The following is a 20,271-nucleotide window of genomic DNA, read 5'->3' on the forward strand; positions in this document are numbered from 1 at the left end:
AACGTCGAAGGCATACACATAACTGTCACTGTTGGCCAGAAAAGGATTTAAGCGCATCCATTTCCAGCCTTGACTGATCTAAATCAACTAAGCCGACTAAATCAATTTTCTTCCTTTACCGGCGGCGATGCGCAGGCGCAGGGCATTGAGCTTGATAAAGCCCTCTGCATCTTTTTGGTTGTAGGCCCCAGCATCATCCTCGAAGGTAGCGATACGCTCATCGAAGAGGCTATCTACAGAGCGGCGGCCTACTGCACTGACACTACCCTTGTAGAGTTTCAGGCGTACTTCACCATTCACCACTTCCTGGGATTCATCGATAGCGGCCTGCAACATGCGGCGCTCAGGCGACCACCAGTAACCGTTGTACACAAGATCCGCGTAGCGCGGCATCAAGGAATCTTTCATATGCGCCACTTCGCGATCCAGCGTAATGGACTCGATAGCGCGGTGCGCCTTCATCAAAATTGTTCCACCGGGAGTTTCGTAACAACCCCGGGATTTCATACCCACATAGCGGTTTTCCACAATATCCAGGCGGCCAATGCCGTTAGCTCCACCCAACTTATTCAGTTTTTCCAGCAGGGTGGCCGGGCTCAAACGCTCACCGTCGATTGAGACTGGATCACCTTTCTCAAAGCCGATGGTGATGTACGTCGGCTCTTCTGGCGCGGCCTCCGGGCTCACACTCCAGCGCCACATATCTTCCTCGGCTTCCGCCCAGGGATCTTCGAGGATGCCGCCCTCGTAGGAAATATGCAGCAGGTTGGCATCCATCGAGTAAGGGGATTTTTTCTTCGTAGAAGAGAAATCCACTGGAATCTTGTGCTGCTCGCAGTATTGCATCAGCTTTTCGCGGGAATTTAAGTCCCATTCGCGCCAGGGCGCGATTACCTGAATACCCGGCTTCAGTGCGTAGGCACCCAGCTCAAAGCGCACCTGGTCGTTGCCTTTGCCGGTGGCACCATGGGAAATAGCATCGGCACCGGTCTCGTTGGCAATTTCAATCAAGCGCTTGGCGATCAGCGGGCGCGCGATAGAGGTGCCCAGCAGGTACTCGCCCTCGTAAATCGCATTGGCACGGAACATTGGGAAAACAAAATCCCGCACATATTCCTCGCGCAGATCGTCGATATAAATCTCTTTCACACCGAGCGCCTCGGCCTTGGCCCGCGCCGGTTCAACTTCCTCACCCTGGCCAATATCCGCCGTGAACGTCACTACTTCACAGCCGTAAGTATCCTGCAGCCATCGCACAATCACTGAAGTATCCAGTCCGCCGGAATATGCCAGTACTACCTTCTCGATTTTGCTCATTGCTGTCCTCTGCTGCTGGATTTTTGCCGCCACGATCAAAGTGCGGCGATTGGAATCACCTATCTGTGAAGTTTGTTTCGTTCTGGGGGAGGTTATTCTTGGAGGTATGCCCAGGCTCGGTATTTATGGGCACAATTAATACCCACACACTTTATCGGGGCGCGATTGTAGCGCCTCTGCTCGCAATCGACTAGCGCCAAGGTGAGAGTCTATACAATTGATTAACTTTTGACCGGTTCGCGCATCGCATTTTGACCCTGCATCGGGTAGCATGCGCGCCGCACAGAGACACTTCTACAGCAATTGATATCCTGGAGTACCATGACGGAGCAAATCACTCTTCGCGCCCCCGACGACTGGCATATTCACCTGCGTGATGGCACCGCCCTGGAACGCACTGTTGGCGATGCCGCCCGACAATTTCACCGCGCAATTGTGATGCCAAACCTGGTACCGCCCGTCACCACCGGTGAAGGCGCAGCCGCATACCGCGAACGCATTCTCGCGCATATTCCAGCCGGCCGCACCTTTGAGCCGCTAATGGTGATTTACCTCACCGACAAAACCGATGCCGAAGTGATTCGCCAGGCCCACGCCAGCGGCGTAATCGCAGCAAAACTCTACCCGGCTGGTGCCACCACCAACTCCGATTCCGGCGTAACTGACATCGCCAATATTTACCCGGCTTTGGAAGAAATGCAGTCCTGCGGCATGAAGCTGTTGGTACACGGTGAGGTCACCACCAGCGATATCGATATTTTCGACCGCGAGCAGGTATTTATCGAGAAGACCCTAGCGCGCCTGGTAGAAGATTTCCCCACACTAAAAGTGGTTTTTGAGCACATCACAACCGCCAATGCCGCTGAGTTTGTGCAAAATGCCCGCGAAGGCGTTGCTGCGACGATTACCGCGCACCACCTGCTGTACAACCGCAACCATATGCTGGTTGGCGGTATTCGCCCGCATTTCTACTGCCTGCCAATTCTCAAGCGCGGCGATCATCAGTCCGCACTAATTGAAGCCGCTACCAGTGGCAGCCCGAAATTTTTCCTCGGCACCGACTCGGCCCCCCACGCGCACCACAAGAAAGAGCACGAGTGCGGCTGTGCCGGTTGCTACACCGCTTACTCCGCTATCGAGCTGTACGCCGAAGCCTTTGAGCGCGCCGGTAAGCTGGATAAGCTCGAAGGCTTCGCCAGCAATTTCGGCCCGGATTTCTACGGCCTGCCACGCAACCAGGACACCATCACTCTGGTGAAGCAGCCCTGGGCACTTCCAGAGGCACTGGATATGGGCGGCGAAAAGCTGATCCCCCTGGCCGCCGGTGAAACCCTGAACTGGAAGCTCGTATAATTCCAGTTCAAACCCTCGCGGGCCCAAGCCCGCGAATCCCCTACCCCGCCGGATTTATCCCGGCACAACTGAGATTTACAAGGACCCAAAGTGACCCCGGCCGAAGAACCCACAGGACCAAAGAGCTCCCTTGCCCAGCGATTTCGCGGCTTCCTGCCGGTTGTGATCGATCTGGAAACCGGCGGCTTTAATGCGCGCACCGATGCCCTGCTGGAAATTTCGGCGGTAATCCTGGATATGGATGAAGAGGGGAAACTTTTCCCGCTGGAAACCCACAGCTTTCACCTGGAACCATTCGATGGCGCCAATGTGGAGCAATCGGCGCTCGACTTTATCGGCATCGATCTGGAATCCCCCGAGCGCGAGGCCTGGCCCGAGGAAATCGCCCTGCCGGAAATGTTCCGCAAGATCCGCAGTGCCGTGAAGAAACACAGCTGCACCCGTGCCATTATGGTTGCCCACAACGCCCACTTCGACCTGGGCTTTGTGAATGCCGCGGTTGAACGGACCGGGATCAAGCGCAATCCCTTCCACCCCTTCTCCTGCTTTGACACCGCTACCCTCGCCGGACTCGCCTACGGCCAAACCGTGCTGGCGAAAGCCTGCCAGGTAGCCGGTATTGAGTTCGACAATAGCTGCGCCCACTCCGCCGAATACGACGCGGAAAAAACCGCAACCCTGTTCTGCGGTATCGTCAACAAATGGCGGGAGCTGGGTGGCTGGCCAGTGGCCAATACCGAACTCCTGGAGCAAGAGACCGAGTAATCCTCGTTCGGGCCAGTGCAACTGGCCCTCTCCCACAAACCGCCCTTTAGTGACAGCACAACCTCTGTATATGGCGGCAAACTGTGCACTATGAGTGCCACTTAGGCAGTTGGATGCTTTTTTATCCAATTTGCTGTATGATGACTGGCCAACCCAAAACACCGGACAGTCACCGTGGCCAAAAAAGCATCCTCCTCTTCCAGTCGTAAGCAGACCGCCCCCTTAGAGACCAGCGAGAGTATTGAGGCGCAAGTGCAAGCCTTTTTGGAGAAGGGTGGCGAGATCGAGCAGGTCCCCAAGGGTGTCAGCGGCCAGACCAACACTTCCGGCCCCAAACATATCACTCTGGGCAAAAAACCTCGCAGCTAACTGTTTGCAACTAGCTCCGCAAATCACCCCACAGTGAAAACCCCGATTGCAGTGCTTACTTATCAGTGACTGAATAATCGGGATAAAAAAAGGCCGCTAAACAGCGGCCTTTTTTATTTGGAAGCTCTTCCCGATTAGGGCATTTCTTCCAGCTCTGCACCTTCCTTCACCGGCGGCATCAGATCCTCTTTGCTGATCTTCAATGCCATCAGCACGTTCGCAGCGACGTAAACAGACGAGTAAGTACCCACAACCACACCGACGATCAACGCCAGGGAGAAGTTGTGGATCAGCTCACCACCAAAGAACTGCAGTGCCCAAAGCACTAACAAGGTGGTGAAAGAGGTCATAAAGGTACGACCCAGGGTCTGACTGATGGAGATGTTAATAATCTCCTCCGACTCTGCTTTGCGCACTTTACGGAAATTCTCTCGGATACGGTCAGATACCACGATAGTATCGTTCAACGAGTAACCGATCACCGCCAGCACCGCCGCCAACACGGTCAGATCGAAGTCCAGCCCCATCAGAGCAAAGAAGCCCAGCACAATAATGACGTCGTGGCCCAATGCCGCTACCGCGCCAACCGAGAACTTGTACTGGAAGCGCAAAGCCACATACATCATCACCAGTGCCAGCGCTACCAACATACCCAGGCCGCCGTCGTCGCGCAGCTCGGCACCCACTTGCGGGCCGACCAGTTCGACCCTGCGCAGGGTGACGGTGCCCTCACTACCGGCACGCAGAACCTCTACCACCTTGTCACCAATAGGTGTTGTGGCCTCCTGATCGGTGGCGCTAATGCGAGTTTCTTCTTCGGCTACCTCTGGGGGCAACTTGATCATCAGCTCGTTATCGGAGCCGTAGTTAACAACCGTGGCGCCCTCAAAGCCGGCATCTTCCAACTGAGTGCGCACGTCGTTAATAAACGGAGTAACCTCGTAACCCACTTCTACCTGGGTACCGCCGGTAAAGTCCAGACCGAACTTCAGGCCCTTGGCCGCCAGTATCCCGATCGAAGCCAGCACCAGTACAACGGATAGTACGGTGGCAAACTTGCGCCAGCGCATAAAGTCGTACACGCGCTTGCCCATGTACTCGGTAATCTTTCCGCTTTCCACTTTGGTCTCACTCATGGCCAGCCTCCTTAAATCCAGAGTTTCTGTACACGGCGACCGCCGTAGAACAAGTTGATGATTGCGCGTGTGCCCATGATGGCACTAAACATAGAGGTGAGAATACCGATAGACAGGGTCACCGCGAAGCCCTGTACCGGGCCGGAGCCGATAGCGTAGAGGATCACCGCCACAATCAGGGTAGTGATATTCGCATCCACAATGGTGCTGTAAGCGTTATCGAAACCGGCACTAATCGCCGTTTGGGGAGGCATCCCATTCCTGAGCTCCTCCCGTATTCGCGAGAAGATCAGTACGTTGGCATCCACCGCCATACCCACGGTCAATACGATACCGGCGATACCGGGTAGCGTCAGGGTGGCACCGAGAATCGACATCACCGCCACCAGCAGAATCATATTGACCGCCAGGGCGATATTGGCGGCGAGACCAAATACCCGGTAGGAGATCAGCATACAAATAATGACTGCGAGCAGACCGATCTGTACCGATTGCACACCCACCTTGATGTTATCCGCACCCAAGGACGGGCCGATCACACGCTCTTCCACAAAGTACATGGGAGCCGCCAGCGCACCGGCGCGCAGCAGCAGGGCCAGTTCCTGGGCTTCTGCCGGGCTGTCCAGTCCGGTTACACGGAACTGTTTGCCCAGGGCGCTCTGCACGGTGGCCAGGCTGATAATCTTTTTATCTTCGGTTCTAACCTGCTCGACAATCTCATTGCCCTCCGCATCCGTTTTGGTCTGCGGGGTAAAACGGGTCTCGATAAACAGGGTGCCCATTCGGCGGCCGACATTCTTCCAAGTGGCACGATGCATCAGCTCACCACCACGGGAATCCAGGGTGATATTCACCTGGGGAAGACCGCTCTCATCGTAGCCGACACGCGCATTGGTTACGCTGTCACCCTTGATGATGATCTTGCGCTCCAGCCAGGCGCCGCCGTACATCTGCTGTTGGCGCTCGCTGCGGTACTCGAAGTACTCCTTGTTGGTGACCAGCTCATCGGGGCGGGCCTCCATACGGTATTCCAGGTTGGCGGTCTTACCGATAATCCGCTTGGCTTCGGCAGTGTCTTGAACACCGGGCAGCTCCACCACAATACGGTTGCGCCCCTGGCGCTGTACGATCGGCTCGGCCACACCCAGCTCATTCACCCGGTTGCGCAGGGTGGTGAGGTTCTGGGAAACCGCGTAATCCTCAAGTTGCTTGATCTCTTGCTCAGACAAGGTGGCCCGGATTTCCAGGTTCTCGCCACTGCCGGTCTCGCGCAGTTGCAACTGCGGGAATTCCTTGCGCATGGTGGAAAGGGCCAGGCTGCGCAGCTCCTCGTTGCGGAAGCGCGCCACAATCTCGCGATCGTCGATCAGGTTAACGCTACGGTAACGGGCCTTGGCCGCGCGCAGTTTGGTTTTCACATCCTGCACATAGCCTTCCATATTGGTTTTTACGATGGTGTTGGTATCCACCTCCATCAGGAAGTGCACACCACCAGCCAGGTCGAGACCCAGCTTCATCGGGCTGGCGCCGATATCACTGAGCCACTGGGGGGTAGTCGATGCCAGGTTTAGAGCAACCACGTAATCGCTGTGCCCCAGAGCCTCCTGAATCGCGCGCTTGGCAGGTAGCTGCTGGTCGATGGATTCGAGGCGAATCAAAATCGCCTTGTCACCCACCTCACCACCGAAGTGGGGAATACCCGACTCATCCAGGGCTTTGCGTGCCTTGGTGAGGACGTTCTCGTCCATCTCCATGGCACTGGACTGCCCGGAAATCTGCACCGCAGGGTCCGGCTTGTAGAGGTTGGGCGCGGCGTAGATCAGGCCGAAGGCCACAACCGCGAGAATCAGAAAGTACTTCCAGATCGGGTAGCGATTCATGCTGTTCTCATTGTTCTAGTGTGACCCCGAGGGCCGGTAAATCTTGGCAATCTGCCTGGATATGTGGGCGCAGTACACAAATTGCAAGGTGCACAGCCGCCGACAAAAGTGGGAGCGATTATACGGGGATCGAATGAACGGACAAATGACAGGGGCACAATCGTGCGATCGACTGTGCCCCAGATAGGATAAAAGTGCGACAGGGTTAGGCCTGCAGTGGCGGAACCTCGCGGCCCAGGCCGCGGTAGAACTCCGCGACATACGCCTCCAGCTCATTGGCGGCAATGGCGTCGCGCAGCTTTTGCATCAGACGCTGGTAGTGGCGCAAATTGTGAATCGTATTCAGCTGCGCACCGAGAATTTCACCACAGCGATCCAGGTGATGCAGGTATGCGCGGGAGAAATTCTCACAGGTGTAGCAATCGCACTCTTCCTCCAAGGGGCCCGTATCGTGGCGGTGCTTGGCGTTGCGGATTTTCACTACGCCTTCAAAGGTAAACAGATGGCCGTTGCGCGCATTGCGCGTGGGCATGACGCAGTCGAACATATCCACACCACGGCGAACCGCCTCGACAATATCCTCCGGCTTGCCCACGCCCATCAGGTAGCGCGGTTTATCTTCCGGCATCTTGTGCGCCAGGTGATCCAGTACCTTGATCATCTCTTCTTTCGGCTCACCCACAGACAAGCCGCCAATGGCATAGCCATCAAATCCAATCTCAGTCAGGCCGCGCAGGGACACATCGCGCAACTCCGGGTACATACCACCCTGCACAATACCGAACAGCGCCGATGGGCTATCGCCGTGAGCCTTCTTGGAGCGCTCCGCCCAACGCAGGGACAACTCCATAGATTTGCGCGCTTCATCGGTGGTGGCCGGATAAGGCGTGCACTCATCGAAGATCATGACGATATCGGAACCCAGGTCCCGCTGAACGCGCATGGATTCTTCCGGATCCAGGAATACCGGACTGCCATCGATCGGCGAGCGGAAAGAAACCCCCTCTTCGGTAATCTTGCGCAGCTCACCCAGGCTAAACACCTGGAAACCGCCGGAGTCGGTGAGGATCGGGCCGGACCACTGGGTAAAATCGTGCAGATCGCCGTGGGCTTTAACCACTTCCGTACCCGGGCGCAGCATCAGGTGGAAGGTGTTTCCCAGAATAATCTGTGCACCGATCCCTTCGATATCCCTCGGCAACATGCCTTTCACGGTGCCATAAGTGCCCACCGGCATAAACGCCGGGGTTTCCACCACACCGCGAGGGAAACGCAAGCGACCGCGACGGGCCTTGCCATCAGTGGTATCCACTTCAAACTGCATAAAACATTCGCGGCTCACTGGGTATCTCCTTTCGCTGGTGCGACTTCTTCTTTTTTGGCATTGGGATCGCGGGTAATAAACATGGCATCGCCGTAACTAAAGAAGCGGTAACGCTCCTCAACTGCGGCCTTATAGGCGGCCATCGTATGCTGGTACCCGGCAAAGGCGCTCACCAGCATCAATAAGGTGGATTCCGGTAGATGGAAGTTGGTGACCAACTTATCCACAACCTGGAATTCATAACCGGGATAAATAAAGATATCTGTCTCTCCCACGGTGGCCTGTAACTGGCCACTGCGCGCCGCACTTTCCAGCGCGCGCACGCTGGTGGTACCCACCGCAATCACGCTGCCATTGCGCGCGCGGCAAGCGGTTACCGCATCCACCACTTCCTGGGAGACATCCAGCACTTCGCTGTGCATCTGGTGCTCGTAAATATTGTCCACGCGCACCGGCTGGAAAGTACCCGCACCCACATGCAGGGTAACGAAGACAACCTCGACACCTTTATCCCGCAGCGCACCGATCATTTCATCATCAAAGTGCAGCCCCGCAGTAGGCGCGGCCACTGCACCGGCATTGCGGCCGTATACGGTTTGGTAGCGCTCCCGATCGCTGGCATCGTCTTCACGGTCAATATAGGGAGGCAGCGGCATATGGCCGAGGCGATCCAGAATCGCCAGCACACCCTCTTCTTTGGGGAAGGACAATTCAAACAGTGCATCCTTGCGGCCGGTCACCTCTATACGGGTGCCGTCTTCAAGGACGATGGCAGAACCGGGCTTGGGCGACTTACTGGAGCGCACATGGGCCCAGATATCCGTCTCGTTGAGCACCCGCTCCACCAGGATTTCCAACTTACCGCCGGTCTCCTTCTGCGCGAACAAACGCGCCGGGATCACCCGGGTATCGTTAAAGACCATCAGGTCACCAGCTTGGACCTGATCGAGAATATCTGGGAACTGCCGATGTGCAATGGCCCCACTGGGCCCATCCAGACACAAAAGACGGCTGCCACGGCGCTCTTCAGTAGGCGCGCGGGCGATCAGCTCATCGGGCAGATGAAAGTCAAAGTCCTGACGCTGCATGGAATCCTGGAAATCTAGAAACTATGGAGAGGTCGCGAAGGTTATAGGAAATTTTAGGAGCTGTTAACTGGGACGACAGAAAATGCGCTAAGTTATTGAAATCACTGGTTGACCCAGACCAAAGCATTGCTATAATCACGCCCTCTTCGCACCGACCCCAAGGTCGAGCAGCGAAAGTGCCAGAGTGGTGAAATTGGTAGACACAGGGGATTCAAAATCCCCCGCCCTTAAAAGCGTGCCGGTTCGAGTCCGGCCTCTGGTACCATATCTCAAACCCGCGTCAGCGCTAGCTTTCGCGGGTTTTTCATTTCTGCGTAGGCAACTTTGTAAAAGACTGTTTTGTTGGTTTTAACGCCAAAGTGTCAACAAAGAGTCAACGCAAAATCACGTTAACACTTTGCACCCCCCTAGCCTTTCAGCTGTGCAATACCCTTTCACCTCTCTTCGTAACTCTTCAAAGTGTGAAATCCAATTCTTACCCAAACCCCGCACCAGCTCAGGCCCTAGCCTCATGTGCCATTTCATCAACTCAAAGAGCGCCCAAAATTGGCAGGCGTGGGGAGGAGTGCCCAGCAACCCTTTTGCCGAGCAAATAATGCTCTATATAATTTGAGTAGCGGAAACTGCAGCAGTTTTTAAGTACTTTTTATGGTGCGAACAATTAATTGGCACTAACGTGCATCACAACAAAGCAATGGAAACAAATGAAAAGTTATGTTCCATTTGCCCCCTGTTTAAGCTCTAAACTTGCTTGTAATCAGTCCTTTTATAGGCATTCAAAAGCGGTTGAATCCATCTAATAAATAAGGTACGAACCCCCTAACCTTTAAGGGGTTCACAAAATGACAAATAACAGAGAAAATGTAGGGATACAAAAAAGCTACGTCGATCTACTTGTTTAGTCATGCGTCAATAGAAAGTAAAGCTAAATTTGCTCTAGATTTAATGCAAAATGAAATATTAAATTTCTTTAAAAGTTGGCTCCAGGGTTTTCAGGTCATTAAAATCACCAGCATAAGGAATTAAGGTGAAGGTTAATTATTTTGGTTACTGCATAAAAAACAATGAAACAGGCAAGAAGGTACTGTTTGATATAAGGCCTTTCTTGAAAGCATATTACAAGAATGCCAACACATCATTTAAAAACAGCTTTAGGCACCATGATGAACATATTTACTTGATTCATCATATTGGTGATACTTTTTTCTTCTTAGCCACTAGAAGCAATGAACTAATTAAAAAGGTAAATACCAATAACATCTCCGTAGGTGAGATAACATCATTATTGGAGCAAGATGAACATATAGGGTTCACTTCTTACCTACACATAAAAGAAGATCACTTTGGATTTGCCTCAACCTATTTGGCCCCTAAAGCAGATATTTTCATACATTATGTAAATGAATTATTGGTGGCTCTTGGAATTACAAACTGGACCTTCTTACCTCAAGCCTTGTTATACCAAGCCACTAGAGAAGAAGCATTATCCCTACAGCATATTGGCCGAACAACAATTGAGCTAACTAGGGACAATTCTTTTACGCAGGACTTACTTGCCTTAGTATCTGCAGATACTAATGACACGACTGAGCTTGAAGGCATCGAAATTATAATCAAACCTAAGAGCAGAAAAAATATTAAACCTACTGTAAATAAATTTTTATCATCAATTCCTGACTCGGGAATTGAGAAAATGATAATGAAAGCCAAAGATGAAACTGCCTCGAATATGAGAGATTTATATCTTGTAGGCCGCGGTGCAATTTGTGATAAAGTAGACAAATCAAATGAAATTAAAATACCGACTCTTTTAGAAACTAAAATGACGGGAAATGAGTTCTTAAAAACCAAACTAGTGGAGTATAGGGAAAATGGAGAGTTCGAGGAAAATATCCCTGAAATTATTTCTAGCTATACTAACCCTGACACCTGGGCCACTTTTCTATGCAATATATCTGAGAATGGTGAAATGGTTTCCTAACTTACATCTAAACCTGATAGATGAGAAACAAACTGTTGCAGTAATAATTGCAACTTTTGCATTTACAATGCTAGGCTTCTTGGCTGCAGTAATAACTATTATGTTTTCTTTTGCAGGTACGCGCACACTCAAGAAATATAAACACAAGGGATATCTTGATGTGTTCTTCTTTATTTATTTATTTGCAATATTTAGTCTTGTTATTACTTTCTTTCTAGGCATTATTATATTATCAAGCACTAATGCCTCATGGGCATTAAGATGTGGCCTCATGTCTACTGTAAATAATTTCGCACAAATAGCTCTATTAACAATAATAATTGTCAACATCAGTAATAAATCAATGAATCAATGAATCATGTTTGGAAAATAATGGTAAGAAGCTTCCGAATCCATCAATATGCAAATTACAATCATCCATTGACTGTAATTTGAATATTATCTAACCCTTCCTACCTGAACAAAACAACTTCAAAATTAAGCGAATTTTTCTAACTCTTTATTAATCACAATCTCTTACCGTAAATCCTGCCGACTATTAGAAAGAAGGAGGATCATAGGCATGCCAGCTTTAGATAGCTCCATAATCATCAGTATAGGCATTTACTCTCCACCAAAACCCCACCCCTCCCAATCGAGTATTCAGTGAACTTCCCCGTCACAATATCCAGAATTTGCAGCCAGGAATAAAACAGCGCTTTCTTAGATTTAGCAATTTTTGGTGCCAGCTCTTTTGCCGCCTCTTGAGTTGGCGCAGAGTCTCTAAAGCTATTTGCTCCGCCATTCATCAAGTGAACGCGTTCTGCGAAAATGACATACCTGTTTACTCTATTATTCATAACTTCTCTCCTTTTAAGTGTATAACCCGCTTAGGCCCGAACCGCGCTAAGCTGAGATTTCAAACTATCCACACTGCTCTTGTGCCCATTAATTGCCGCATCCTGATCCGGTTTTTTTCCATTACTGGGGTGCGTGTGTGTAGCGATGGTGGCTGCCAGGGCCGATACGACGCCGATTAAATCCTCTAGCACTTTAAGCACATTTAAAGATTCACAGCCTAACCAAACCTTGCCGCCATCTTTTACTTTGATAGCTTGGCGGACCTTGGCCACTGATTCGCGAATATTTCCGATCTGTTCTTTTAAGTCGCGCCCCACGGAAATATTAATATCACTGCCGCTTGTAATATTTAGATTGTCTAGGGCTGACAAGTTCAGGCCACCAGCAGATAAGAAACGTAAAGCTCCAAGAACTTCAATTATTTTTACGCCGGCCACTTCTTCCACCGAATGTTCCCGCACTTGTCGGTGTTCGCTGTCACAGTTTGTCTTTATTTCCGCGGCCTCTGTAATCCTGCGTAATGATTTCTCACGTATATCCCCGTGGGTTTCCCGGCTCCAGTCTGTGCTGTCATCCACTTTTAGTCACACTGAGTCGCATTGCTGCCACATTAAACTCCACGGTCGAGTACTAGGTGCCCTACCCCGTGCGATAACACCGTACGAACAAATGGCTCATCAGCCATTGCCTGCATAGTGCAGCGATAGCGGTACAAAAAACAGGCAAGCAATCAAATGAAAAACCTCTACCATCTCGTAATTTATATCGAAATAGGACGGATAAATAACTAGCCAAGCTACCAACATTTATGTTTACATCACGTTGTGTGATCTGCATTTACAATTCAAACAAATCATCTTGTCGATAATAAAAAAGCATACTTAATTTAGATTCTTAGTTTAAGTCAACTTTTACATCTACAGGCTCAATATATGAATAGTGAGAATACAATTACTTCCGGTGGTTGCTTGTGTGGAGCTGTGCGGTACGAGGTTAAAGGGCCACTACGCAACGTAGTTAACTGTCATTGTAGTATGTGTCAAAAGTTGCATGGAAGTTTCGGCCCTCACACAAAGGCTCGCAAGGTCAATATTAAGATAACAAAAGATAACGGGCTGGCGTGGTATAAAACATCAGAAGTAGCCCGCAGAGGCTTCTGTCAGCAATGTGGCTCAAGCCTCTTCTGGGAGCCATTTAACCTCGATGCCACTGGAATTATTGCAGGATCACTCGATGGCCCAACCGGGTTGAAAACAATGGGGCATATTTTCACCGGAGAAAAATCTGATTTTTACGAAATTGATGACGAACATCCTCAATTCAAGGGGTCATCAAATGGGCAGCTTGTCAATGACTACAAATAAATCATTATTTTTTTGACTGAGAGAAAACCACAGGTCTAAACGAAGAAAAGAAACATAAAATTAATATTTCGGTCATAGGCTCAACCCCTATCTGACCGAAAATAATCAATTTAAATAGCAAGTGAGCTGTCACCTAAGTGAAAATATCGACTTTAGTGACAGCTAAAATTAAAATTGGAACAGTGCAAAACAACATAGCTAATAGCCTTTTGGCAGTAAAACAACCTCTCAGGAAAGGGGGTTTCCTGGCCACTCTCGCAACGGTTAAGGCTCCCTTCTATGATGCCCTCTTCACTTTTATCGAACTTGACTGAAACCAGAGGGTGTCATTAATTAGCTATTCAGTTTTTACTATCCGGACACTCTCTTTCCTCCAACACCCCACCGGTCTTGATTGAATACTCGGTATAGTTACCAGTCATAATATCGAGAATTTGCAGCCAAGAATAAAACACCGCTTTTTCAGACTTAGCAATTTCTTCTGCCAGATCCATGGCGGCTTCTTCTGTGGGTGCAGAATCCCTAAAACTTTTTGCACCGCCATTCATCAAATGAATTCGTTCGGCAAAAATTGCGAATCGATTGATCTTTCTTCCCATGATCTATCTCCTTTTCGATAAAACTGCTTAAGCCCTTACATCCTTATGCAGGGGCTGCCAGCCAATCCATACTGCGCTCGACCTCCCGCATCTGCGTCAATGTCAGATCCAACTCCTTGCGCAGATTTACACCTACAGATACTGAAAAGCTGCGCACGTACTTCGTATAATTCAGCATACAGATAGCATACATTGCTCGGTTGTCATAATCCGAACGATACCGGCAAATCCGGACAGGCTCTCCGTCGAAAATGATGCTTCTGGTTCCCATGACTACCCTTATCAAACCGCTGTACATGCATACAGTATAAAATATGGTGATCCCCCTCTGTCAACCCACAATGAACTCAACACCCTTAATGAGCCCTGAATAGGCTGAAAATCAATCTGTTATTACAAAGTGGGGTCTTGAAGATTTTTGAGGTCTAAATGAGTTACGGAATATACTGGGATCTGTCAAAACGACGAAAAACCGCTAAATAACATTACTAAAAATTGGTCGTTCAGAAAGGCAGCCCTGCACCAATTGCAAGTAGTCAAGGGAGACTGAACTCCATTCAACGCTACTCTACTTATTAAGAGAAACAGATTTTCTGAAATACAACCTGAATAACCGATTTAAGCGCTCACTAGCTTATCTTGGTTTATATCGTTGAGTAGATAGCGCTAACTTGGTCGATCAGCACAATTATTCACTAATGGTAGAAGGCATTCCAATCGTTCAGTTTGCTCAGCATTGAATTTATATACCATCACTTTGCCAATACATGCTGTCATTTTTAATATCCTGTTTTTATAATCCAGAACATTCAAAATTTAGTATTGGCTAACAATTGTCACTTGAAATTGAAAGGCTAGCAACATAAAGTACTCACTTAAGTAATAACACTTAATATCGCTATTTTTAGTATCAGGCTTTTAACATCATTGGATTATCAAATGGAAAAGGTTGCCATTCTTGTTGACGTGCAGAATGTTTATTACACATGCAGGCAAATCCATAAACGAAACTTTGATTACAATAAGTTTTGGTCTGAAGCAACTAATGGAAGGAAAGTCGTAAAAGCCGTTGCCTACGCCATCGACCGTGGCGATAGAAAACAGTATCAATTTCAAAATATCTTAAGATCTATCGGTTTTGAAGTGAAGTTAAAACCCTTCACTCAACGGTCCGATGGTTCCGCCAAAGGTGATTGGGATGTGGGGATAACGATAGATGCAATGGAATATTCAAGCTTAGTAGACACTATAGTTTTAGTTTCAGGTGATGGTGACTTTGATATTCTTGTGCATAAGCTCAGATTAGGTAGAGACAAAAAAGTTGAAGTATATGGCGTACCAGAGTTGACAGCTGCCACATTATTCAACGCGGCAAGTAAATTTATTCCAATTGATAACAAGCTTTTACTTTAACAACTATCTATCTAAGTATACGGCTCTTTTATAGGCTAATATGCAACTACAAGACCCCAGTATAAGTTCCATAGCCAAACATCAAAAAATGAGCCTGGTGCTAATTTGAAAATTTCATACGGGAAGTATGATCCCCGATACACTTGACTCTCTGTGACTACAATTCAATTAAACAAATAAAAACTTCGAAAATTATACGGCTAGCTAATGCGAAGAATCAAACTTTTGAAGTTTTATTATGATGAATGGAAAGGATTTGCTTTAATAACTCTCTTTTTTTTATTAGTTCTGCTCCACGTAATCAACCTAGCGAGTAATACTGAAAAGGTAATAGAACAGAACGGCAGAATTACATCAAAATATCACCATGGTTTTTCTGGTGCAGGTAGAAAGGGGACGCTAGAGTATTCATATAATGTAGAGCTGAATAATAGGAGTGTGATTCAGGTAGTTAGTGATTTGAATCTAAGCATAGGTGATACTGTTTGTGTCGCAAGTATAACCTATAAAAACAGCTTGAGAGTTGCCCAGTATGTAATAGAGACTAAAGGAGTGTGCCGTCAATAACGAGTTACAGAAATAGAACAGGAATATATCTCCGTACTGACATAATCATATCTATACGATTACTTGAACGATCAATAGAAGTATGATGTCACAAACCTTGTAAAGATTATTCAGACTATATCAATGGGAAAGATATAAGCTTAAGTGAAAACAGTCAGAAACTTTTAAAGGCTTAGTATGGATTGTTGACTTATTTCGTAATGACGCACTCATAACTCTTATAAAAAAGCCTGAATAAATACAGTATTTTACTCTAAAAACGAAAAAAAACCGAAAGATTAGCTTTTGCACGTTCGTAAAGATTAACGAGATAAATCCCGAATTGGAGAAACACTACCTTCGAATAAAACATGTCGGCGTCGAAATGTTTTGCCCTTGAGATACTCCGGTTTACTGATCCTGTCCATTCGAAAATGACGGAAGTCTTTGCGTGCGGGATCCCAAGCTACCAAATACCATAGAGGTGGTAAAATCAGCATCGCCTGTGGCTCAACAACCCTACTGGTTACAGATCCCTTTGCATCACAGTATTGGAAGCTTAGTTGTAACCGCTGGAGAAAAGCTGTCTCGAAAGTGGGGAGCAGCGCGGGCTCCATTTCCTGAATATTTGATACGTCTACGTGTGGTGAAAGCTTACCGATATATAAGCAGTCTAAAAATCGGCGTAAATCACGTACTTTGTCCGGTGGCAAAGCCTTCTCTATTTTGGCAAGCCCAGTATCTGCAAGCCCCGAAAAAGGTAAATTCCCGGCCGCACGCATTGATGCAACGCTGATAAGGAGTGCAAAAACCTCGGCAACCGAGAGGCGCGCTGTGGTTTGGACCGATTGCGGGTCTAATTGCAGGCCGCCCCCAGGACCAGGGTCAGAATGGATAACAAAGCCCTCATCGCGCAGTGCGCCAATATCACGCAACACTGTACGCCTGGATACACCGACCTCTTTTGCTAAGTCAGCAATCGTAGAAGTACCATTTCGGCGAAGGCTGCGCACGATGGCGTCTTGTCGAAGGCGAACACTCATTTTGTAAGGATATTATTAAATGGTGACATTATTTGGCACTATTTGATTTTAGCCTATGTCTGTTCTTTTCAGCAAAGGAGTTCTGAAATTGCAACGCACATCCGTAGCCCCAAGTCGAAGAAAAGGGGCTGTCCGGCAAATAAGGCATTGTTGAGCCTCAAAAAAGGAGAAATACATTGTTTAATCTAACCGAATTCCCCAAGCCCACTCTTATTCCAGTCAACGGTGTTGAGTTAGAAGTCTTTGAAGCAGGTCAACAGAATACGGGAAAACCTATTGTGCTTTGTCACGGCTGGCCAGAGCATGCCTATTCTTGGCGCCACCAGCTGCCTGTACTTGCCGCAGCCGGCTACCATGTTATCGTTCCAAACCAGCGTGGTTATGGCAATTCATCCCGTCCTGCCGATATAACTGACTATGGCATTGAAAACTTGTCGGGTGACCTCGTCGCACTTCTTGATCACTACGGATACAAAGATGCCACCTTTGTCGGCCATGATTGGGGCGCAATGGTAGTTTGGGGGCTTGCGCTATTACATCCAAACCGGGTCAACAAAGTTATAAATATGGCCCTACCCTACCAGGCTCGCACAGAAAAGCCTTGGGTCGAGTTTATGGAGGAATTCCTAGGAAGCGACTATTACATCGTTCACTTTAACCGACAGCCAGGCATCGCGGACACTGTGTTAGATGCAAATACTTCACAATTCCTTCGCAATATATTCCGCAAGAACGTACCTCCAGCACCACCAGAGCCTGGAATGATGATGATCGATCTCGCCAAAGCAGAGGCGCCACTTGGCGAGCCCTTAATGAGTGATAGCGAACTGGCTGTTTTTGTTTCCGCATTTGAGAAAACAGGGTTCATGAGCAGTATTAATTGGTATAGAAACCTTGACCGAAATTGGCAGATCTTGGCAGATGTAGAGCCAACCATCCAAAAGCCAGCACTTATGATTTACGGCGATCGAGACTTGATCCCTAAGGCTCCAAACTTAAAAGAGTTCGTTCCCAATGTTGATATAGTCAGTCTCAACTGCGGCCATTGGATTCAACAGGAAAAACCGGAAGAGACAAATCAGATCATTCTAAAGTGGTTAGAAAAACAGGATACCACTTAGCGTAAAAGGCTATTCGATATAAAAAGTATTTAATTAAAGCATTTGAGTAATTTACGGGTACACTAAAACCCACTATTTCTCGTTACTCAGATACTTTTCTCGTACTTGATTAATCATGCCACCAGCCTCTAGCACTTCGATTTCATCTGCTGACAAGTCACTGCGCAGATTAATACTCTCGCCGGATGACTTAATCAAAAGCTTTACAGAATTGTTTGATTTCAGTTGTGCTATTGGCTTGTCAATCTCAAGGATTGAATCCTGCTCCAGTCGATCGTAATCATCAAAGCTCTCAAAAAGTAGTGGCAGAACACCAAAGTTAATGAGATTACGGCGATGGATACGAGCCATGCTTTTTGCAATTATGCACCTTACCCCAAGAAATCGTGATGATACCGCTGCATGTTCACGGCTGGAGCCTTGCCCATAATTTTCACCACCAACAACAAAACAGTCACCATTCAATTTTATCGCCCGCTGGTAAAAGTTTTCATCAATACGGGAAAATGTATAGCGACTAATGGCGGGGATATTTGAACGTAAAGGTAAAATCTCCGCTCCAGCAGGCAGTATTTCATCTGTCGAAACGTTGTCACCCGCTTTCAGTAATAGCGGACCCGTTAAGGTATTTGGAAGCTTTTCAAAGTTTGGCAACGGTTTGATATTCGGACCTTTAATCAGCTCAACGGCTACGGGGATTTCTTGTGGTGGCTGAAGTAAAGGTCTTATATCTGGCAGATATTCCGGCTCACTAAAGCTGGGATAGTCCATGTCCAGATCACGAGGATCGGTGATCACGCCCTTCAGCGCACTAGCAGTGGCGGTTTCAGGGCTGCATAAATAGACTTGGTCATCTGCTGTGCCGGATCGACCGGGAAAATTACGTGGCACAGTACGTAGGCTGATACGGCCAGTGGCCGGAGCCTGCCCCATACCGATACAACCGCCACAACCTGTTTGGTGCAAGCGCGCACCCACTTCAAGTAGTTTTGTGAGATCGCCACTCCGGCTAAGCTCCTCGAGCAATTGGCGCGAGGTTGGGTTGATATCAAAAGAGACATCATCGGCTAATCGACGACCTGCGACGATACGCGCTGGTATGGCGAAATCCCTCAGCCCAGGGTTAGCAGAAGAGCCAATATAGCTCTGGTAAATAGGGCGACCAGCCACTTCACGTACGGTTACCACTTTGTCTGGACTGGATGGGCAGGCGATCAGCGGCTCAAGATCAGATAAATTAATGGTATCTTCTTCGTCATAGCTCGCACCCTCGTCGGCTTTCATTTCTACATAATCGCTTTCCCGATGCTGTTGTTTGAGGAAGGCCTTCACAGCGTCATCGGCAGGAAAGACACTGGCCGTGGTACCCATCTCCTGCCCCATATTGGCGATTACATGGCGGTCCATAGCAGTAAGATTGGTGAGGCCTGGGCCGTGGTACTCGACAATCTTATTCACACACCCCTTGACCGTTTGCCGACGCAACATTTCCAGGATGATGTCCTTGGCACTGACCCAGGGAGGCAGTTCACCCTCAAGCTTTACGCCGAGCACTTTCGGCATTTTCAGCGCGAAGGGAACGCCAGCTATAGCCATGGCCACCTGTAGACCACCAGCACCAATGGCCAGCATACCCATAGAGCCGGCTGCACAGGTATGGCTATCGGCGCCAAGTAGCGTCTTTCCGGGAACATCAAAGCAAGCCATATGTACCGGGTGGCTTACACCGTTTCCAGGACGTGAAAACCAAAGTCCAAACTTGCGACAGGCGCTTTGCAGGAACAAGTGATCATCCGCATTTTTGAAGTCCGTCTGTAGAAGATTGTGGTCTACATACTGTGCGGAAAGCTCAGTTTTGATTTGTGATAAACCAAGCGCCTCTAGCTCTAACATCACCAGAGTGCCAGTACCATCCTGAGCCAGCGTCTGGTCAATCTTTATCTCTATTGGGCTACCGGGTTCCAATGAACCGCTCACGAGATGACTCTTAATCAGTTTCTGTGCGAGGTTCATAGCCATAGTGGGTACCCTTGAGCAAATTTCCTTAATCTGAGAAGCTCCACTTTCGGCGCCTCTTGAACCTGATTCATTGTAGTCCGGGTCAAGATAGTTACTATGTGTGTCTAAGTGCC

The 20,271-nt window shown here is 48.7% G+C and carries 19 protein-coding genes and 1 tRNA gene; 9 read left to right on the plus strand and 11 right to left on the minus strand.

The window, feature by feature from the left end; genetic code table 11:
* Positions 1-96: 96 nt before the first annotated feature.
* The gene (locus ACJJI0_RS10160; RefSeq protein ID WP_252084944.1) at positions 97-1,317 is read right to left on the minus strand and encodes an argininosuccinate synthase; all 1,221 of its coding nucleotides are present in this window, start codon (positions 1,315-1,317) and stop codon (positions 97-99) included.
* A gap of 321 nt (positions 1,318-1,638) precedes the next feature.
* On the opposite strand from ACJJI0_RS10160, the gene pyrC reads away from it, so the two are divergent.
* From pyrC to ACJJI0_RS10175, 3 genes are all read left to right on the plus strand, one after another.
* The gene (pyrC, locus tag ACJJI0_RS10165) at positions 1,639-2,670 is read left to right on the plus strand and encodes a dihydroorotase (RefSeq protein ID WP_252084943.1); all 1,032 of its coding nucleotides are present in this window, start codon (positions 1,639-1,641) and stop codon (positions 2,668-2,670) included.
* A gap of 90 nt (positions 2,671-2,760) precedes the next feature.
* Positions 2,761-3,435, plus strand: coding sequence for a ribonuclease T (gene rnt, locus ACJJI0_RS10170; RefSeq protein WP_252084942.1), 675 nt, complete (start codon positions 2,761-2,763; stop codon positions 3,433-3,435).
* Positions 3,436-3,609: 174 nt separating this feature from the next.
* Positions 3,610-3,804 carry a PFL_1563 family small protein gene (locus ACJJI0_RS10175; RefSeq protein ID WP_252084941.1) on the plus strand — a complete coding sequence of 65 codons (195 nt, stop codon included), beginning with the start codon at positions 3,610-3,612 and terminating at the stop codon, positions 3,802-3,804.
* Between the two features lie 134 nt (positions 3,805-3,938).
* On the opposite strand, the gene secF is transcribed toward ACJJI0_RS10175, so the two are convergent.
* The 4 genes from secF to queA all read right to left on the minus strand — a co-directional run bounded on the left by secF (position 3,939) and on the right by queA (position 9,232).
* A complete protein-coding gene (gene secF / locus ACJJI0_RS10180) occupies positions 3,939-4,940 on the minus strand; it encodes a protein translocase subunit SecF (RefSeq protein WP_444885780.1) in 1,002 nt (333 codons plus the stop codon).
* Between the two features lie 11 nt (positions 4,941-4,951).
* Positions 4,952-6,820: a protein translocase subunit SecD gene (secD, locus tag ACJJI0_RS10185; protein WP_252084939.1), complete on the minus strand. Its 1,869-nt coding sequence runs from the start codon at positions 6,818-6,820 to the stop codon at positions 4,952-4,954.
* A 205-nt stretch (positions 6,821-7,025) separates the two neighbouring features.
* On the minus strand, positions 7,026-8,144 hold the full coding sequence (tgt, locus tag ACJJI0_RS10190) for a tRNA guanosine(34) transglycosylase Tgt (RefSeq protein ID WP_444885925.1): 1,119 nt from the start codon (positions 8,142-8,144) through the stop codon (positions 7,026-7,028).
* A gap of 14 nt (positions 8,145-8,158) precedes the next feature.
* Positions 8,159-9,232 (minus strand): tRNA preQ1(34) S-adenosylmethionine ribosyltransferase-isomerase QueA, encoded by a 1,074-nt coding sequence (gene queA, locus ACJJI0_RS10195; protein ID WP_444885781.1) that lies wholly within the window; start codon positions 9,230-9,232, stop codon positions 8,159-8,161.
* A 178-nt stretch (positions 9,233-9,410) separates the two neighbouring features.
* Here queA and ACJJI0_RS10200 point away from each other — a divergent pair.
* Together ACJJI0_RS10200 and ACJJI0_RS10205 are read left to right on the plus strand one after the other, a co-directional pair.
* Positions 9,411-9,497 (plus strand) — tRNA-Leu (locus ACJJI0_RS10200).
* A 762-nt stretch (positions 9,498-10,259) separates the two neighbouring features.
* Positions 10,260-11,213, plus strand: a complete 954-nt coding sequence (locus ACJJI0_RS10205) for a RexA family antiphage protein (protein ID WP_444885782.1) — start codon at positions 10,260-10,262, stop codon at positions 11,211-11,213.
* Between the two features lie 590 nt (positions 11,214-11,803).
* On the opposite strand, the gene ACJJI0_RS10210 is transcribed toward ACJJI0_RS10205, so the two are convergent.
* A complete protein-coding gene (locus ACJJI0_RS10210; protein WP_444885783.1) occupies positions 11,804-12,052 on the minus strand; it encodes a hypothetical protein in 249 nt (82 codons plus the stop codon).
* A gap of 30 nt (positions 12,053-12,082) precedes the next feature.
* A complete protein-coding gene (locus tag ACJJI0_RS10215; protein WP_444885784.1) occupies positions 12,083-12,631 on the minus strand; it encodes a hypothetical protein in 549 nt (182 codons plus the stop codon).
* A gap of 354 nt (positions 12,632-12,985) precedes the next feature.
* Here ACJJI0_RS10215 and ACJJI0_RS10220 point away from each other — a divergent pair, with 354 nt between their 5' ends.
* A complete protein-coding gene (locus ACJJI0_RS10220; RefSeq protein ID WP_444885785.1) occupies positions 12,986-13,417 on the plus strand; it encodes a GFA family protein in 432 nt (143 codons plus the stop codon).
* Between the two features lie 341 nt (positions 13,418-13,758).
* On the opposite strand, the gene ACJJI0_RS10225 is transcribed toward ACJJI0_RS10220, so the two are convergent.
* Together ACJJI0_RS10225 and ACJJI0_RS10230 are read right to left on the minus strand one after the other, a co-directional pair.
* Positions 13,759-14,016 (minus strand): hypothetical protein, encoded by a 258-nt coding sequence (locus ACJJI0_RS10225; protein ID WP_444885786.1) that lies wholly within the window; start codon positions 14,014-14,016, stop codon positions 13,759-13,761.
* 43 nt (positions 14,017-14,059) lie between these two features.
* On the minus strand, positions 14,060-14,287 hold the full coding sequence (locus ACJJI0_RS10230) for a hypothetical protein (RefSeq protein ID WP_152452121.1): 228 nt from the start codon (positions 14,285-14,287) through the stop codon (positions 14,060-14,062).
* 668 nt (positions 14,288-14,955) lie between these two features.
* Here ACJJI0_RS10230 and ACJJI0_RS10235 point away from each other — a divergent pair.
* The gene (locus ACJJI0_RS10235; protein WP_444885787.1) at positions 14,956-15,429 is read left to right on the plus strand and encodes a LabA-like NYN domain-containing protein; all 474 of its coding nucleotides are present in this window, start codon (positions 14,956-14,958) and stop codon (positions 15,427-15,429) included.
* A 207-nt stretch (positions 15,430-15,636) separates the two neighbouring features.
* Positions 15,637-15,996, plus strand: coding sequence for a hypothetical protein (locus ACJJI0_RS10240; RefSeq protein ID WP_444885788.1), 360 nt, complete (start codon positions 15,637-15,639; stop codon positions 15,994-15,996).
* Between the two features lie 302 nt (positions 15,997-16,298).
* Here the strand turns inward: ACJJI0_RS10240 and ACJJI0_RS10245 are convergent, their stop codons facing one another.
* Positions 16,299-17,018: a helix-turn-helix transcriptional regulator gene (locus tag ACJJI0_RS10245; RefSeq protein ID WP_444885789.1), complete on the minus strand. Its 720-nt coding sequence runs from the start codon at positions 17,016-17,018 to the stop codon at positions 16,299-16,301.
* Positions 17,019-17,194: 176 nt separating this feature from the next.
* Between ACJJI0_RS10245 and ACJJI0_RS10250 the strand changes: the two genes are divergently transcribed.
* Complete coding sequence (locus ACJJI0_RS10250) at positions 17,195-18,139, plus strand: alpha/beta fold hydrolase (RefSeq protein ID WP_444885790.1); 945 nt, start codon at positions 17,195-17,197, stop codon at positions 18,137-18,139.
* 72 nt (positions 18,140-18,211) lie between these two features.
* On the opposite strand, the gene ACJJI0_RS10255 is transcribed toward ACJJI0_RS10250, so the two are convergent.
* On the minus strand, positions 18,212-20,158 hold the full coding sequence (locus tag ACJJI0_RS10255; RefSeq protein ID WP_444885791.1) for an aconitate hydratase: 1,947 nt from the start codon (positions 20,156-20,158) through the stop codon (positions 18,212-18,214).
* Positions 20,159-20,271: the final 113 nt, after the last annotated feature.

The sequence above is a fragment of the Microbulbifer mixtoriginis (SeqCode) genome (genome assembly GCF_052466695.1).

Bases quoted from the DNA above. Each gene is read 5' to 3' on its own strand.
- ACJJI0_RS10210 (WP_444885783.1), bottom strand. From the start codon at position 12,052: ATGAATAATAGAGTAAACAGGTATGTCATTTTCGCAGAACGCGTTCAC.
- ACJJI0_RS10245 (WP_444885789.1), bottom strand. From the start codon at position 17,018: ATGAGTGTTCGCCTTCGACAAGACGCCATCGTGCGCAGCCTTCGCCGA.
- tgt (WP_444885925.1), bottom strand. From the start codon at position 8,144: ATGCAGTTTGAAGTGGATACCACTGATGGCAAGGCCCGTCGCGGTCGC.
- ACJJI0_RS10225 (WP_444885786.1), bottom strand. From the start codon at position 14,016: ATGGGAAGAAAGATCAATCGATTCGCAATTTTTGCCGAACGAATTCAT.
- ACJJI0_RS10160 (WP_252084944.1), bottom strand. From the start codon at position 1,317: ATGAGCAAAATCGAGAAGGTAGTACTGGCATATTCCGGCGGACTGGAT.
- ACJJI0_RS10235 (WP_444885787.1), top strand. From the start codon at position 14,956: ATGGAAAAGGTTGCCATTCTTGTTGACGTGCAGAATGTTTATTACACA.
- ACJJI0_RS10255 (WP_444885791.1), bottom strand. From the start codon at position 20,158: ATGGCTATGAACCTCGCACAGAAACTGATTAAGAGTCATCTCGTGAGC.
- secD (WP_252084939.1), bottom strand. From the start codon at position 6,820: ATGAATCGCTACCCGATCTGGAAGTACTTTCTGATTCTCGCGGTTGTG.
- ACJJI0_RS10230 (WP_152452121.1), bottom strand. From the start codon at position 14,287: ATGGGAACCAGAAGCATCATTTTCGACGGAGAGCCTGTCCGGATTTGC.
- pyrC (WP_252084943.1), top strand. From the start codon at position 1,639: ATGACGGAGCAAATCACTCTTCGCGCCCCCGACGACTGGCATATTCAC.
- secF (WP_444885780.1), bottom strand. From the start codon at position 4,940: ATGAGTGAGACCAAAGTGGAAAGCGGAAAGATTACCGAGTACATGGGC.
- queA (WP_444885781.1), bottom strand. From the start codon at position 9,232: ATGCAGCGTCAGGACTTTGACTTTCATCTGCCCGATGAGCTGATCGCC.
- ACJJI0_RS10220 (WP_444885785.1), top strand. From the start codon at position 12,986: ATGAATAGTGAGAATACAATTACTTCCGGTGGTTGCTTGTGTGGAGCT.
- ACJJI0_RS10240 (WP_444885788.1), top strand. From the start codon at position 15,637: ATGCGAAGAATCAAACTTTTGAAGTTTTATTATGATGAATGGAAAGGA.